The organism is Treponema bryantii, from assembly GCF_900111035.1.
Lineage (GTDB): Bacteria > Spirochaetota > Spirochaetia > Treponematales > Treponemataceae > Treponema_D > Treponema_D bryantii_C.
In genome coordinates, this window is the sequence record NZ_FOFU01000007.1 from 1 (window position 1) to 16,829 (window position 16,829).

Genomic DNA, 16,829 nt, shown 5'->3' on the forward strand with positions numbered 1-16,829 from the left:
TCATAATACGAAAATTTATGCATTAGAAAATAATGAAGTAATTTTTAATACTAAAGAAGATAAAATATTTGAAGTGTATTTGGAGAAATAGAAAAATGTTAAATTGGTCAAAAAGAAATTATATGTTTAATAGTGAAAAATACGGATGGCTTTTATATGCTGGTTTAAGCAATAGCTTTTTTCATTTGTCAGAAGAATTGAAAGAAAGAATAGATCTTTATCTTAAAAATGAAGCAGAATTAGATGATGATATATTACAAAAATTTCAAAAAACTGGTGTTCTGTCCCGTTATACTGATGATGAAATGGATAGAATGTCTCTGTTAAACTGGGGAAAGATGCAGGCTTATAATAAAGAATTAAGGCTGACACTTGCAACGACTTTAGCTTGTAATTTCAGATGTTCCTATTGTTATGAAAAAGAAAATTATAAAGACGTAATAATGACAGAGGAACTGGCAGATAAGATAATTGAATTTATTCTTATGAGTAAGAAAGAAAGTGTTTCCATTGAATGGTATGGAGGAGAACCTCTACTCAATATTAATATTATTAAATATATGAATAAAAAATTAAAAGAAAATAATATTAAAAATACTCAGACTATAGTAACAAATGGATATTTATTAACGAAAGAAAATATAGAAATGTTACATGAATACAATATTTCTGGCATTCAAATAACTCTTGATGGTGATAAAGATACACATAATAAACGGAGACCTCATGTAACAAATCCGGATTCTTTTAGTCGTATTTTTGATAATCTTGAGTTGCTTTATATGTATTCAAAAAGAACAGATTATAAACCTTATGTATCTATTAGAGTTAATATTGATAAAGACAATGAAAATGATTATTCAAAAGTTTTGAATTTAATAAAATCGAAATTTTATGATTTTTATGATGTCTACTTTGCCTTTGTTACAACTTCAAATTCTTGTTCTGATATTTCAGATGCTGTTTTTGGAAATAAGGAAGAAAAGGAATTTATTGACAGATTAAAAGAAAAATATTCAATTGATTATAAAGAATATTATCCAAAAAATCATGGGTGTTTTTTTTGTGCTGCTCAATTATTAGATAATTATGTAATAGATCCTGACGGATATATGTATAAATGCTGGGATGATGTTGGGGATATTAATAAAGCTGTTTATAGCTTAAAAGATAAAAAATTTAGCAATGTTAGCGTAGAAAGTGATTATATTATTAAGACATTAGCAATATTTAATGATAAATGCAAAAATTGTTTTATGCTTTATAGTTGTCAGGGTGGGTGTCCTTTCAAAGCATTAAATAAAAAAGAGCATTGTCCAGTTATAAAGGACAATATCAATGAATATCTTGAAAAACATTATGAGAACAGTAAAAAGAAAGACTTTGTTTATTAAAAAGTAAATATAATCTATAGATTATAAAATAAAAAAACTGATAAAAAACTGCGCAGTATTTATCAAAATGGAGAAAAACATGAAATACGAATTAATTGAAGAGCGGAATCTGTTCTCAACATTTGGGATTACAGATGGATTATCAGAAAACGAACTTGAGCAAGTAGGAGGTGATATTAATATTTGTTTCCGCACTACATGCTCTTGTAATGTACGAACGGACTGTACATGCAATGTTAAAACTAATAATACTGGTTACTAATACTTATTAGATAGTTTTAATGTATAAAAATAGCTGCAGTATATGTGATATTCCATGTATACTGTGGCTATTTAAAAAATTAGGGATATTATGAAATATAAAAAAATTGAGCTAATTTTAATTCTAGGTTTATTAGGATTAAATCTTTTTGCAATGGAAGACAGATCTGATCATATTGTTGGGTATCAATGGTATGAAGAACCTGAAAGAGTTGATTTAAAAAAGGATTTTACATTAAACGAATGTGTGGAAAATCTAAAAGATATTGTTTATTTGCTGGAATCCTCATATATTGGCTTCGATGAAATGGAAAAAAGAGGATTTGATAAAGAAGCTTTTATTAAAAACTCAGAATCTTTATTCTCAAATGAAAAAACTATAAAACTTGAAAAATTATCTGAGTATATATTCAACAGTCTAAAACCGTATATAAATGATGGCCATTTTTACATGAGAAGTGGAGATAATAGTTATAAGTTTTATGTTAAAAAAGTTATCTATTTATCTGATACCTATGTTATGAAATCATCATCTAGATATAAGGTTGTAGAATCAGGACAAATTTCTCCTGGAATAGAAATAGATATATCTGAAGAAAACCTGTTTAAAACTATTCATAACGGAAAAGAAGTTTTTAGATTAGGAGTTCTTGCATCAAATGGAGAACGTGATTATACAAAGTTTCTTCCAGTATCGGTAAATGGTGAAAAAATCAGATTAACATGTACTTATTTTCCTAAAACACTTAGTTCAAATGAGTTTACTGTTATTGAAACAAAAAATAGTGTGTATATAAACATACCGATTTTTGATACACATGAAGAACATTTTGAAGTTTTCAAGAAACTGGGTAAAAAATATTGGAATAAAAAAAATCTGATTATTGATTTAAGACAGAATCCCGGTGGGGAGAATTTATATTTTTATGATTTTTTATATGATTTGTATTCCGGTGAAGACGATGAATCAATTCGTACTATTTATAATGATTATTTAGGAAATAATATAAAAACAAAAAATATTAGTTCACCGCTTATAAAACAATTAATTAAGCCTTACTACGATTATTATATGAGCATTGGGGAAAAGTTATTTGCTGATGAACTTCTTAAAGTGTTGAATTCCTCTGGTATTACTTATAAAGAAAACTCTACTGTTAAAATCGAAAAGAAAACAAAATTCAAAGGTAATCTTATTTTTCTTACAAGTAAAAAATCCGCTTCCTGTTCAGAAGATATAATCATGGTTTCAAAAGAGTTATTTAATAAAGTTTATACAGTTGGAACAAATACATCTGGATCGCTTTTATTCGGAAATGTTTTCACATATGGACTAAAAAATAGCGGAATAATATTGAAAGTTTGTCAAACTCAATATTTTTATAATGATGTTTTTGAAGAAGGAAGAGGCATTATGCCAGATTATGTTGTCAGCGGAAGTTTTGAAGATACAATTAAATTTCTGACCAATGACAAAGAGATGGTAAAAAAACTAGCAATTTTGAATTAGTAAATAAGTTATGAAAGTAATTAAACAATTTGATGAATCCGATTGTGGTGCAGCTTGTATCGCAATGATTTTAAGTGAATACAAAAGTTATGTCTCTATTGAAAAAATTCGTGAACTTGCTGGAACTAATGTAAATGGCACAACCTTAGAAGGTATTGTATATGGATTCGATAAAGTTGGTTTTGCAGCAAAAGCAGTAAAAGGAGATGAAAGAGTTCTGGTAAAAGAATTTCCTGTTCCTTATATAGCTTTGATAAATTTAGACGAAGGTTATAAACATTTTGTAGTCGTAAAAAAAATAAAAGGAGATAAAATTCTTATTTATGATCCTGGATATGGAAAATATACAATATCTAAGGAAAAATTTCTAAAAAAATGGACTGGATATTTTATTATTGCAAATCCAACTCCAAACTTTGTTCAAACTAAGCATCGTAACAGTTTAAAAAAATTTATACCACTTTTTACACCTCATATAAATATAATAATGCAGATGATAGGTGTATCGCTATTGTTATCAATTATAGGAATTATAAGCGGTACATATTTTCAATTTTTTATTGATGATATTGTTGGAACTTCAGCTGAACTTAATCTTCATATTTTTAGTTTTGCATTGGTAGTTCTCACTTTGTTCACTTCCTTTTTAAATACTATTCGCTCTCAGTTTTTTAAAATATTTTTTTCAAAAACAAGTATAGCAATGAGTATGACTTATATAAAACATATTTTACATCTTCCGTTACGTTTTTTTGAAACAAGAAAAACTGGTGAAATTTTAAGTAGATTTGAAGATAGTGAAAAGGTTCGATCAACCTTAAGTGATATAGCTATAAATTCCATTTTAGATTTGTTTATTATGTTATTTGTGGGGATGTATCTTGCTCTTAAACAATTTAAACTTTTTTTAATAGTATTATGTACTGTTCCTTTAATATCAATAGTTGTTTATATAACTAATAAAGTTTTCAATAAAACCTATAGAGAACAGATGGAACAAGCTGCACAAAGAAACTCTTATCTTGTAGAAATTCTTAGTGGAATAAATGTTGTAAAAAGTATTAATGCTGAAGAATATGCAGTAGAAAAATTTGAAGAGAAATTTTGTAATGAATTAACATTAAAAAACAAGATCTGGAATATAGATAATATTAAAGATTTATTTATTGATGTGTTTTCAGGAGTTAGTGGAAATTTAATTTTTTGGATAGGTGGATATTTAATATTAAGAGATAAGTTATCTTTAGGACAACTTATTAGTTTTAATGCATTAGTTGTATATTTTACAGGACCAATAGGACGATTTTTTGGTTTACAAACCAAAATTCAAGAGGCTTTGGTTGCTGCATCCCGAATCGGAGAAATTCTTGATAAGAAAAGGGAAATACAAAAAAGTGATACTTGTGAGAATAAATTAGGGTTAATCAACGAACTTGAATTTCATAATGTAAATTTTAAGTATGGTGTTAGAAAATTACTATTTGAAGATTTGAATTTCACAATCGGTACACATAAAAAAATAGGAATAGCTGGAGCTTCAGGTTCTGGAAAATCAACTCTAATTAAATTACTGTTGAAATTTTACCCTATTGAGTCTGGAGAGATTCTGATAAATGGAAAAAATATAAATGAATATGAGTTATATGATATACGAAAAAACATAGGTTATGTCCCTCAAGAAGTATTTTTATTTTCAGGAACAATTTTTGAAAATATAGTAATGGGCAGAAACGAATATACTCTAGATGATGTAAAAAGAGCTTGTAAAATGGCCCAGGCAGATGAGTTTATCGAGGAATTACCAGGTCAATACTATAACATTATTTCAGAACGTGGAGCATCATTAAGCGGAGGAGAACGTCAACGAATAGCCTTGGCTAGAGCTTTGCTATCAACCCCTCAAGTCCTACTTTTAGATGAAGCAACAAGTGCTTTAGATACTATTTCAGAGGAAAAATTTCAGAAAGTAATTTCAGATATTAGTGAAGATATTATTACTATCACTATTGCTCATCGTCTAACTACAATTAAAGATAGTGAAATTATTTATGTAATGAATAAAGGTAAATTTATTGAACAGGGAAGTCATGAAAGTCTTTTGAAAGAAAAAGGACTTTATTATGATTTATGGTATAAGCATGGCTAAAGAGAATATTTATTATAGTGAATTAAAAGATTTTAAGAGAACCCGAATATTTTTGGAAATGACACTTCCAAATATAGTAAAATACAGTAATTGGACTATTATAACTATCTTCTTCTGTGCTTTTATATATTTATTTTTTGCCAAATATAATGTTGTTGTTAAATCTACTGGAGTTATTCGTCCTTCAGTTGATATTTCTAAAAGTATATCTCCAATGAATGGTTTTATTACTAAAAAGTGTTTTCAGGATGGTGATTATGTTCATAAAGGAGATATACTTTATATTTTTGAAAACAATACCTCTCAAACAGAATTCGATGTTTATTCACAAAAACTGGTAAATACTGAAAATGATTTAAAAGATTCTCAAAGTATTTTGGAATTTATTGAGAATGGTACTGAACCATTTATAACAACGAATTCAATAATGGTTGTAAAAAATACACTTCAAAAATTAAAATTACAATATGAACAAAATAAAAATAATTATGAAATCAGTAAAGCTCTTTCCCCCCTTTCTGTAAGTTCTGATGAATTAAAACAAAAAGAATTGGCTATGATTGAGGCCAAAATTGCTTATGAAAACTATTTAATCGAAAAAAAACTTGAAGTAACCGAAAGAATCGCTGCAGGAAAAACTTCTATTGATGAAATAAAAATGAATCTGAATAAAATTAATTCTTCATTAGACAATTGTTTTATAAAAAGTCCAGCAGATGGTTTTGTTTATCAAAGTAAAGTTATAACAGAAGGAGAATATATTACAGCAGGACAAGAAATCTTAAAAATTGTTCCTTATGAAAGTGATAAGCTTAAAATGATTATAAATATAAATCCAAGTGATATTGCAGAACTTAAAGAAAACATGAATGTGCGAATAAGTTTTCCAAAATATCCTTATTCTGAATATTCATCTGTGAATGGATACATCAGTTTTATACCAAAAGATACTATTACTTTAGAAGACGGTTCATCTTATTTTGCAGTTGAAACAACTCTTATTGATAACAACATTATTTCACGTCGTACGAAAAATGAAATTCCAATACTGCCGGGTATGATTACTAATGTAAAAATAATCACACGTACAGAGCCTTTATACTTATATTTCTACAATGAATTGTTTATGAAGCGTTAGATGAAAATTAAAAAAATAGAAAAGGATAGATGAATTATGAAAAATTTGGAAATTGAAATTAAACAAATTAATAGAATAGCAGGACGTAGAGAATCTTGTCTGTATGATGTATTAAAAACTATAGCTGCTTATTTAAATATTAGAGCAGATAATATATATATAAATGAATTTGGATTTTCATTTAATTATGAAGAATATAATAAAAGTGGATTAATAGGTAAATCAATTAAACAAAATCCTAATAGAGTTCTTGAAAACTTAAAATTACTTTATGGGTATGATTTACAGTATAGTTATTTTAAGAGTTTTGAAGAAGAACTTGTTTATATAAATAACTGTCTTGCAATAAATTTCCCGGCAATTGTACAATTTGATTCTTTTTATTTACCTTGGGATCCATTTAATAATCGGGTACATAATAATCATGTTGTTCTTATTACAGGAATCGATGAAAACAATGTAAATGTCGTAGATCCTTATTTTAATAAAAAAAATAAAATTATGAGTATTGAAAGTTTGAAGGAAGCTTCAACTTTTTATATGTATTTCAATGAGAAGAAAGCTGATTTTAGTGAAATAAATTTTAAACAATTGCTAATAGATAATTATGTTAATAAATATAAAACTCCATCTAGTAATTATTTAGATTTGGAATTTTTTAGTAGGGCTATACTAACGGATTTTTCAGTTGAAAAAGAATTTACAGAATCTGTATTTGATCAGAATGCAATTTTTAAGAATTTAAGCGATTGTGTTTTAAGAACCGGATTATTTTATGAAATTATAGATTATCATAATTCTATAGAAAAAAGTAAAACACTAATTTTAATTAAAGATGAATTAAAAAAAATAGTCAAAAATTGGAATGATATTATTACTTTAATTGCATCAAATAATTTTCAAACCAAAATTAAAAATACAAAACAAATTGCAGAGTTAATTTCTGATTTGGCAATTAAATATGAAGATATTCTTTTAAAAATCAAAACATATGTAAATGAATAAAAAAATAATTATATTTCTGGAATAACTAAAAAATAAAAAAAAAATAAAAAAAAAATAAAAAAAAAGGAGTTATTGCTTATGTCTAACGATATCGCAATTATTGGTATGTCAGTAAATCTGCCTGGAATTTCAAACTTGAAAGATTTATGGACTCTGTTGAAAAACAAAGAAACTTTAGTAAGAAAGTTTCCTGATGGACGTATTAAAGATTATGAATCTTATTTTAAGTATCTGAAACAAATTGGAATACATGAACCTGACTCTGATACTATTGAGTTTTATGATGGATGTTATTTTGACAATGTTAAAAAATTTGATTCTGATTTTTTCAGTTTCTCACCAAAAATTGCGTCTGTTACAGATCCTCAGCAAAGACTTCTGTTAAAAACTGTATATATGGCTCTAGAAGATAGTGGTTATGTAAATGATAAAATAGAAAATACTGATACTGGAGTTTTTATCGGATTTGCTGCTAACCCTGGTAATATGTACTCTGACTACTTATATCGAGTTGACTACAGTTTGTCTCAGGTTTCATTGACTGGTGTAATTCCATCAATGTTTGCAAACAGATTATCATATATTTTTAATTTACATGGTCCAAGTACAGTACTTGATTGTGCATGTTCTTCTAGTTTGGTTGCAGTTCATAATGCGAAAAATGCAATTCTTGCAGGAGAATGTTCTATGGCAATTGTGGCAGGTTCAAGAATTGTATATACTCCACTGAATTCACAAACTTCAAGTATTGGAATTGAATCTCCAGATGGATTTACAAGAACATTCGATGTAAATGCAAATGGTACAGGATATGGAGAAGGTTCTGGAGCAATTATTTTAAAACGATTGGATGAAGCTGTCAGAGATGGAGATAATATTTATGCTGTTATAAAAGGTAGTGCAGTAAATCACGATGGACATAAAGATAGTATTACTACTCCTGAATCAAAATCGCAGGCAATTCTTCTTAATCAAGCATGGAAAAATGCAGAAATAGATCCAAGAAGTGTTAAATATATTGAAGCTCATGGTACAGCAACAAGAATTGGAGATCCGATAGAAGTTGAAGGTTTAAGACAAGCATTTAAAGATTATGAAGATTATAAATGCTATGTTGGAACAATTAAAACAAATATTGGTCACTTATATGAAGGATCTGGTATTATGGCAATCATCAAATCTGCTTTGATCGCTAAGAATAGAATGATTCCTCCAATTGCGAATTTTGAACAACCAAATCCAATATTAAATATTCCAGACAGTCCTGTGATTATTCCTACAGAAAATATTCCTATACAAGAAGATAAGTTTCATCTTGGAATAAGTGCTTTTGGTTTAGGTGGTACAAACTGTCATATAGTATTGGAAAATTATGATTTTGAAGACACTAATACTAGCGATGATAGTAATTACTATTTTACAATAAGTTCTAAAACAGATACTTCATTAGTAAAATTAATACAAAGTTATAGAAACTTTATTTTGGATAACAAGGATTTGAATTTAAGAGATTTTTGTTATTCAACTAACTATTCAAGAGGATATTATGATATCAAATTTGGATTGAAAATTTCTTCTCTTTCTGAATTAGAAAGTATTCTTTCAGATATTTTAAATGAATCTTCTTATGAGAATGAATATACATATATAACAAATTCTAAATTAATAAAAAAATCTCTAAATGAATGTAATGATGCAATTCTCAATACATGGATAGAAAAAAATATCTTAAAATTGGATGATTTAAATTATTCAAAAAATGCAAGAAAGATAACATTACCAAATTATGAATTTGAAGAAAAAGAAAATTGGATTGAATTTCCAAAGGATTATCAAATTACTTGTTTAAAAAATACATATTCATTTACAAATTCAACATTAACTAATGAAATTGTTTTTGTTCCATGTGAATATTCAGATCCTAACTATTCAAAGAATAAAGCTGTAATCATAAAAGATTCAGAAAATGAATTATCATTTGCAAAAGATAAATTAAATAATATTTCAATTTATGATATTAATGTAAGTGATTTATTAAAAGATGAAGAGTCACAAATTGAAATAGTTAAGCAACTTGTAGAATTTGTAAAAGATAATTCTATTGAAAACATTATCTTTGCATTGGCTGATGAGAAAACAAAAGCAGTTTCTTATGATGAATTTAAAAAGCGTATCAGAAAGAACTTATATACACTTTTCTTATTATCTAAAGAAATTATTTTAACTGGATTAAATCTAAGTCTCTCAGTTTTAACTGAAAATTCAATAAAAGTTAAAGATTCAGATATTCCTGAGGTCCCAGAAAACGCTTCTCTTGCTGGTTTCCTGAAAGTTATTCAAAGAGAATATCCTTCCTTGAAAACAAAAATGATTGATCTTTCTGGTAGTTATAATTCTGATTCTGTTTTAGCTGAAATTTTCTCAGACAGAGAAGGGTTATATTGTATTAGAAATAATACTCTATATCATGAAGAATTTAAGGAATATACATTCAAAAATAATGCGAATGAAAGTAAAGAATATATCAAGAATAATGGTGTATATTTGATTACAGGTGGTACTGGAGGAATCGGTCTAGAAGTTTGTAAACATTTTGCTTCAATCAATAATAATATATCTCTTGTATTAGTTAATAGAACAAAACTTCCGGATATTTCAACTTGGCAGGATTATGTTAAAAACCCTGAAAATCCAAAAGTTGCTGTAAAAATACAACAACTCTTAGATTTAAAAAATACAGGAGTAAAATTATATCTATATAATTGTGATATTTCTGAAGAAGAACAAGTTAAAGCTATTATTAGTAAAGTAAATAACGAAGTTGGTAAAATCAATGGTGTTGTTCATGCTGCTGGTGTTCCTGGAAAAAGTATTATTCAGAATAAATCATTAAATGAATTTGATTCTGTCATTCGTCCAAAAATGTTAGGAAGTTATATATTGGAGAAACTTGTTCCACCTGCAGAAGTTGATTTCTATTTATATTTTTCTTCAGTAGCAACAACTTTCCCATCAGCTGGACAATCTGATTATGCAGCTGGTAATTATTATTTGGATACTATCGCAATTAATGATAGTGAGAAAAATTTGAGAAAAGTTACATGTGATTGGGTAGCTTGGAAAGAAGTTGGAATGGCTGTTGATTATAATACAAATTTTGATACTACATTCAAAGCTATTACTAATTCGGAAGGTATTCAGGTAATTGATGATATTTTAAGATCTAATAAGCCAAGAATTTTTGGCGGTAGAATATATTATGAAAGTGATATCATTCAATTTTTACGTGATTTCCAGATTAATCTGTCTGATAATATTGAAGAAAAGATTACAACTATGTTGCATACAAAAGAAGATGTGTCTGCCAAAAAATATTTAGAACACAAGAAAAAAATTGATGCTATTCAGGTTGATGTTACAAGTGGAAATGATGAATTTAAAGAATTAGTTATACTTGTAGCCAGATGTTGGTCTAATTGTCTTGGTTTTTCTGAATTCGATGCTAATGATGATTTTTTGGAGTGTGGAGGAGATTCTATTTCTGCACTTTCAATAGTATCAGATCTGTCAATTTATTTAGGTGAAGAAGTCAGCTTATCTTCATTTATGCTGCATTCTACTATTAATTCATTGGCAAAATATATTGGTGGATTAAAAAAATAAGGAAAATAGTAATGATAGATCTAACTAATAATAAAATTTTAAAATCTATTGTATTATTTACAATACCAATTTTTATTGGTGAGTTTTTACAACAATTGTACACTTTGGTTGATAGTATTTTTGTTGGACGATTCATTGATACTGCTGCACTCGCATCGATTGGTGCTGTTCAGCCAATATATGGATTAATAACTTCAATATTTCTTGGAGTTTCTATTGGATTTTCCATTTTATTGGCATATCAAAAGGGTGAAGGAAAATCAGAGGAATATTCCAAAACAATTTATACTTTATTCATTGTAACAATTGTGTTCTATTTAATATTATTTTTCCTAAAGAATATCATTACAGATGGTATTGTCTCATTTATGCATTTATCACCAGATATTTCTGAAAATGGAATTATATATTTAAATATATTGATGCAAGGGATGATTTTCTGTTTTGTTCAATTATCATTAGGTGCAATTTTACGAGCTTTTGGAGATACTAAGACACCATTGATTATGTCAATTTCAGGAAGTTTGATTAATATTGTATTAGATTATATTTTTGTAGGAAGACTGAAATGGGGTATAAAAGGAGCTGCTTATGCAACTTTGATTGCACAGTTAGCTTCTCTTGTATTGATTTTGCCAGCAGTATTTTATATCTATAAAATAAAATTTAAGCATATTATTAGCGTCAAATTCTCTTTAAGTTATTTAAAGCGTGCAGTCTTGTATGGAATCCCATTAGCTATACAGTATATATTCCTTTCAATTGGTGTAATTTTATTAGTTAAAATTATTCTTCCATTAGGGGTTACTGTTATGGGGGCCTTTACAATTATAGGAAGACTTGAACCATTTATTTCTATGCTATTTTTGAATCTTTCAAGTGGATTAACTACTTTTACTGCACAAAATTATGGTGCAGAAAAATATGATAGAATAAAAGAAGGATTAAAAAAGGTATTACTTACAGTATTTGTGCTTTCTATAATTGAGGGCGTGGGTGTCATTATTTGTTCTGGTTATATTTCAGGCATATTTACTACAGATATAAATACTAAGAAAATAGTGATTGATTACCTGGTAATAACAAGTCCATTTTTATTCTTGTATGGAATTATGGTAGTTTATCATGGTTTCTTAAATGGCTTAGGAAAAACAATTGTTCCACTTATCTGTACTATTATTTCCTTTTTGGTTGTTAGAATCCCATTATCATATTTCTTTAGAGATTGGTTTGGTTATAAAGGACTGATGTGGACTGTTGTAATAGGTTGGTTTGTTGGGTTGGTTTATACCTATATCAGCAAAGTTATAATATTCAAAAAAAAAGATTTTCAAAATAAATAAGCTGCTAGATTAAATAGAAATATAATCATAATTTCAGGTTATATTTCTATTTAATTATTTACTTAATTAAGAGAGGATGAAATGCAAAACTTATATTCAATTATTAAAGCTAATACTCCAAAATTTGGTGATAGAGTTCTTATAAAATATCGAAAAGATAATAAAGTTATAGAAAAAACATATTCTGATTTATTTAATGATTCAAATAAGTTGATTAACTATTTTACACAGGAAAATATTAAAAATAAAAAAATAGCTATTATTTCTGAAAATTCATATGAATTCTTTGTTTGCTTTATTGCAGGTATTTCTACAAATAATATTCTTATTCCATTGGATAACAGATTACCAGAAGATAAATTAGATTATCTAATTAAAACTTCAGAGACTTCTATTTTATTGTATTCGAATAATATTAAAGGTTTAGTTGATAAACTTAATACTCAAGTGCAGAAATATTGTATGCAGGATTTGTTATTAGTAGACGCATCTACAGAACTTCCAAATGTCGACTCAAATCCTGATGATGTATGTTTGATTATGTATACATCTGGATCTACCGGAGAAAGTAAAGGTGTAATGCTTTCTCAGAATAATTTTATTATCAATACAAAGGCTATTATTGAAACAGCAAACATGCCAGAGCGTTATTCAGAACTTAGTGTTCTTCCTATGTTTCACATATATGCACTTTCTTTAGATGTAATTTGGCCATTACTTTATGGAAATACAATTGTTCTTAGTAGCGGAATGAGTTCAATTTTGTCAGAATTAAAAGAATTTAACATTTATCATATTTGTGTAGTTCCAATGCTTGCTGAGTATATATGTAATGCACTTCTTCTCGAATTGAAAAAGAATCCGGCATGTTCTAGACAAGAAATAAAAAATAAAGTTGTTGGTGATGTTCTTAAACGATTTGCAATTGGTGGTGCATATATTAATACTGAATTAAGGAAAGAACTTCAGTCATTTGGAATTGATGCTTATGTAGGTTATGGAATGACAGAATGTGTTGTTGTTGCGACCGATGAAGGAGTCCGAATAAAAAAAGGGTCTGTAGGTCAAGTTTTGCCATGTAATACAATTAAAATAATTGATGACGAAATCTGTATAAAAGGTCAAAATGTGATGAAAGGATATTACAATAATCCTGAGGCAACAGCAGAAGTATTAATTGATGGTTATTTACATTCAGGAGATATTGGTTATTTAGATATTAATAACTATTTGTATATAATTGGCAAGAAAAAGAATTTGATTATTACTTCCAATGGTGAAAATGTATCTCCTGAAGAACTTGAAAAACAACTTTTGGAATTTGAAGGAATAAAGGAACTTATTGTTTATCAGAAGAACGATATAATTGCATTAGAAGTTTTTCCAGATATGAAATATTTTAATGGTAAAGATCAAAAAGAAATTCTAAAATATTTTTCTGAAAAAGTTCGATTATTAAATAATAAAAATCCTGGATATAAACATATTAAAGAAGTTTCACTCCGAGATACAGAATTTGAAAAAACATCGACTATGAAAATTAAAAGAGAAAACTATTATTATAAGTAATTATTTTTTTGTGTTTATTTATGCGATTGTCTTGCATAAATAAACACAAAAATAAAAAAATCTAGCGTTTCTTCATATCTCGTTGTAAAATATATGGTTAGATGAATTCATTTTTATTTAACCATATAAAATTTCAAATCGCATCGCTCTCAATCATGTTGATTCTTGAAGTCATCTATTTTTTACGTCCGAAAATCAAACTGCTTTCAAACAAAATCTTTTCTGTTTTGATGGTGAGTGCATTACTCTATCTGCTGTTTGATTTTGCTACAGTTTTTGCACTTGTTTATTTTGATTCATGTCCGATCTGGTTTGTTCGTTTTACGCACCAGGGCTTTATTATTTTTCTGTATATCGCTCTTTCATGTATCTATCTCTATATTGATATACTTAATCGCGATCAGAGACGTTATTCAAAGCCGGAGCTTTCGGTAATCATTGTTTCGTATGTTTTCGCTCTGGCTTCTGTTCTTTTTGCACCAATAGATTATTATATAGAAGAAGATGGAATTTATTCCTTTGGATTGATGGTAAATTGTGTTTATGCAGTTCTTATCATCTATTCTGCAATGACGGTTTTTCAGACCCTTCGACACTGGAAAAATAAGGCTCACCGTAAACAGAAAATCTGTGTACTTATGACTATGGCACTTTGGGTTGGATTCGGTGGCATTCAGATTATTGAGCCAAAGATTTTAATTTCCAGTGTTGGTATTTCTGCCATCATTCTTCTGATGTTCCTGTCGCTTGAAAATCCTTCTGAATATCTTGATAGTGAAACCCGAGCCTTTAATTACTATGCGCTTAAAACTGTTTTGCAGGAATTTATGAGCTGCAAAAAAAATTATGCGATAGTAAGCATGGAACTTGATGAAGCGTCAATCATTGAAAACTATGTAGGTACAAATGTAATTGCAGAAACTCTGGTTGAAATAAAACAATTTGTTGAAAAATCTTTTAAAACCCAGTGTTACCGCATGAACCGAATGACGCTTGCTTTTATTGTAGACAACAAGCATATTTCAAAAATCGATACCTGCCTTGAGATTCTTGCAGACAGATTCTCTCGTCCATGGGAGCTTAAAGACAGATCTGTTCGTCTGAATGCTCATGCCAATGTTCTTTTCTGTCCTGAAGATTTCCCTTTTGATGGACAGGTTGTTGAACTGCTTGACTTTGCTGAAGATACAGAAACCTACGGTCGTTCTATCGGCTTTATCAGACGAATTGATGATAAGGCCCGCGAAAAGCGAATCCGAAGCCGACAGATTCTTCATATTGTTTCTGAATCTATAAAGAATAATTCTATCGTAATGTATTATCAGCCGATTTATAGTCTTGCCGAAAAGAGATTTACAAATGCCGAGGCTCTTGTACGTCTTAAAGATGAAAATACTATCGGTTATGTTTCTCCTGAAGAGTTTATTCCGCTTGCTGAAAAGAAAGGCATGATTATGCCACTCAGTAATCTGATTTTTAATCATGTATTTGCATTCATGTCTGAAAACAATCTAAAAAAACAGCATATGAATCATATAGAGGTAAACCTCTCCGGACTGCAATCTGTAGATGCAAATCTTCCAAAACTCATGAAGTCACTTTTGATGAAGTATAATATTGCACCAGACTGTGTTAATCTTGAAATTACAGAATCTATTGCAGTAACTTCGGGCTACATGCTCAAAAAGAATATGGAAGAGCTTAAGAAGTTCGGCTGTTCATTCTCTATGGATGATTTTGGTACTGGTTATTCAAATCTTTCCAGAATAGCTAAAGCAGATTTTGAAATGATCAAAATTGATAAGAGCCTTTTATGGCCTTGTTTTAAAGAAGATGAGACTGAAGGAACTAAGAATGCAAAGATTCTTCTGGAAAATATGATTTCAATGCTCCTCAAGATGGGACGAAAGATTGTTGTTGAGGGAATTGAAACAAAAGAGCAGTTTGATTACCTTGCAAGTCTTGGCATCACTTATGCTCAGGGCTTCTATTTCAGTAAGCCGATTCCAGAAGAAGAGTTCGTTAAGTTTATTGCTGAGAAGAATTCGAAGCGTTCTTAGACGCCAGTCCTGCCATTTTATTAAATGTCTTTTCCAGATACTGTGCTTCACCCTCTGAAAGACTTGCCCGACTTAAAACACTTCTCCAGAAATTTTCCATATCTTCGCGGCCCGGCATTTTAAAGAACCCGATTTTCTGCATATCATCTGTAATTGTTTTTACGGTCTGATCTACGCGCTCCAGAGTAAGCGGTGTATAACCTCGGTATTCACCTTTTTTTTGTTTAAGGGAATAACGGAAAAGATGATAGCTCATAATCTGAACTGCATGGCTAAGATTTAAAGAGCCGAAACCATCTGAAGAAGGTATTGTAACTCCAAGATTACATTCATCAAGCTGTTCATCTGTAAGTCCGGTGCGTTCGTTTCCAAAGATAACGGCAACCTTTCCAGAATTGTTTGTGGTTGTGTCTGCCATCTCTGCAAATTCCTCTGGCAGAAGCAGTTTGCCACGTTTTTTACCCCGACGTCTTGTTGTGCCAGCGCAAATTGAACAATCGCTTGTTGCCTCTGTTATAGAATTGAAGAATCTGGCATTATCAAAAATTGCACCAGCATGAATTGCAAGTACGTGAATATGTTCAATGTCGTAGTCTGCTTTGTTGCCGACAATTCGTAAATCACTTATATCATTATTAGCCATGGCGCGGCATGCAGCACCAATATTTCTTGATTCATCCGGATGGTCTAATACAATTACAATATTTGAAAGGTTCATAAAAATCAGTATAAGAAAAAAA

At 28.8% G+C, this 16,829-nt stretch carries 10 protein-coding genes; 9 read left to right on the forward strand and 1 reads right to left on the reverse strand.

What is annotated here, in order from left to right; all coding sequences use genetic code 11:
* Nucleotides 1-95 precede the first annotated feature (95 nt).
* The 9 genes from BMY21_RS11320 (at nucleotide 96) to BMY21_RS11360 (ending at nucleotide 16,089) form a co-directional block, all read left to right on the forward strand.
* A complete protein-coding gene (locus BMY21_RS11320) occupies nucleotides 96-1,394 on the forward strand; it encodes a radical SAM/SPASM domain-containing protein (protein ID WP_074644273.1) in 1,299 nt (432 codons plus the stop codon).
* Between the two features lie 352 nt (nucleotides 1,395-1,746).
* Nucleotides 1,747-3,165, forward strand: coding sequence for a S41 family peptidase (locus BMY21_RS11325; RefSeq protein ID WP_074644275.1), 1,419 nt, complete (start codon nucleotides 1,747-1,749; stop codon nucleotides 3,163-3,165).
* A 10-nt stretch (nucleotides 3,166-3,175) separates the two neighbouring features.
* Nucleotides 3,176-5,311 (forward strand): peptidase domain-containing ABC transporter, encoded by a 2,136-nt coding sequence (locus tag BMY21_RS11330; RefSeq protein ID WP_074644277.1) that lies wholly within the window; start codon nucleotides 3,176-3,178, stop codon nucleotides 5,309-5,311.
* Nucleotides 5,304-6,449, forward strand: a complete 1,146-nt coding sequence (locus tag BMY21_RS11335; protein ID WP_177177754.1) for an HlyD family secretion protein — start codon at nucleotides 5,304-5,306, stop codon at nucleotides 6,447-6,449. The genes BMY21_RS11330 and BMY21_RS11335 overlap by 8 nt, the downstream gene beginning before the upstream one ends.
* Nucleotides 6,450-6,485: 36 nt before the next feature.
* On the forward strand, nucleotides 6,486-7,454 hold the full coding sequence (locus tag BMY21_RS11340) for a BtrH N-terminal domain-containing protein (protein WP_074644282.1): 969 nt from the start codon (nucleotides 6,486-6,488) through the stop codon (nucleotides 7,452-7,454).
* A gap of 78 nt (nucleotides 7,455-7,532) precedes the next feature.
* Entirely contained in the window at nucleotides 7,533-11,117 is a 3,585-nt protein-coding gene (locus BMY21_RS11345; RefSeq protein ID WP_074644285.1) for an SDR family NAD(P)-dependent oxidoreductase, read from the forward strand.
* An 11-nt stretch (nucleotides 11,118-11,128) separates the two neighbouring features.
* The gene (locus BMY21_RS11350) at nucleotides 11,129-12,460 is read left to right on the forward strand and encodes an MATE family efflux transporter (protein ID WP_074644287.1); all 1,332 of its coding nucleotides are present in this window, start codon (nucleotides 11,129-11,131) and stop codon (nucleotides 12,458-12,460) included.
* A gap of 81 nt (nucleotides 12,461-12,541) precedes the next feature.
* The gene (locus BMY21_RS11355) at nucleotides 12,542-14,029 is read left to right on the forward strand and encodes an AMP-binding protein (protein ID WP_074644289.1); all 1,488 of its coding nucleotides are present in this window, start codon (nucleotides 12,542-12,544) and stop codon (nucleotides 14,027-14,029) included.
* Nucleotides 14,030-14,130: 101 nt separating this feature from the next.
* Nucleotides 14,131-16,089 carry an EAL domain-containing protein gene (locus BMY21_RS11360; RefSeq protein WP_083379846.1) on the forward strand — a complete coding sequence of 653 codons (1,959 nt, stop codon included), beginning with the start codon at nucleotides 14,131-14,133 and terminating at the stop codon, nucleotides 16,087-16,089.
* Here BMY21_RS11360 and BMY21_RS11365 read toward each other — a convergent pair.
* Entirely contained in the window at nucleotides 16,058-16,807 is a 750-nt protein-coding gene (locus BMY21_RS11365; protein WP_074644295.1) for an RNA methyltransferase, read from the reverse strand. The genes BMY21_RS11360 and BMY21_RS11365 overlap by 32 nt on opposite strands.
* Nucleotides 16,808-16,829 lie beyond the last annotated feature (22 nt).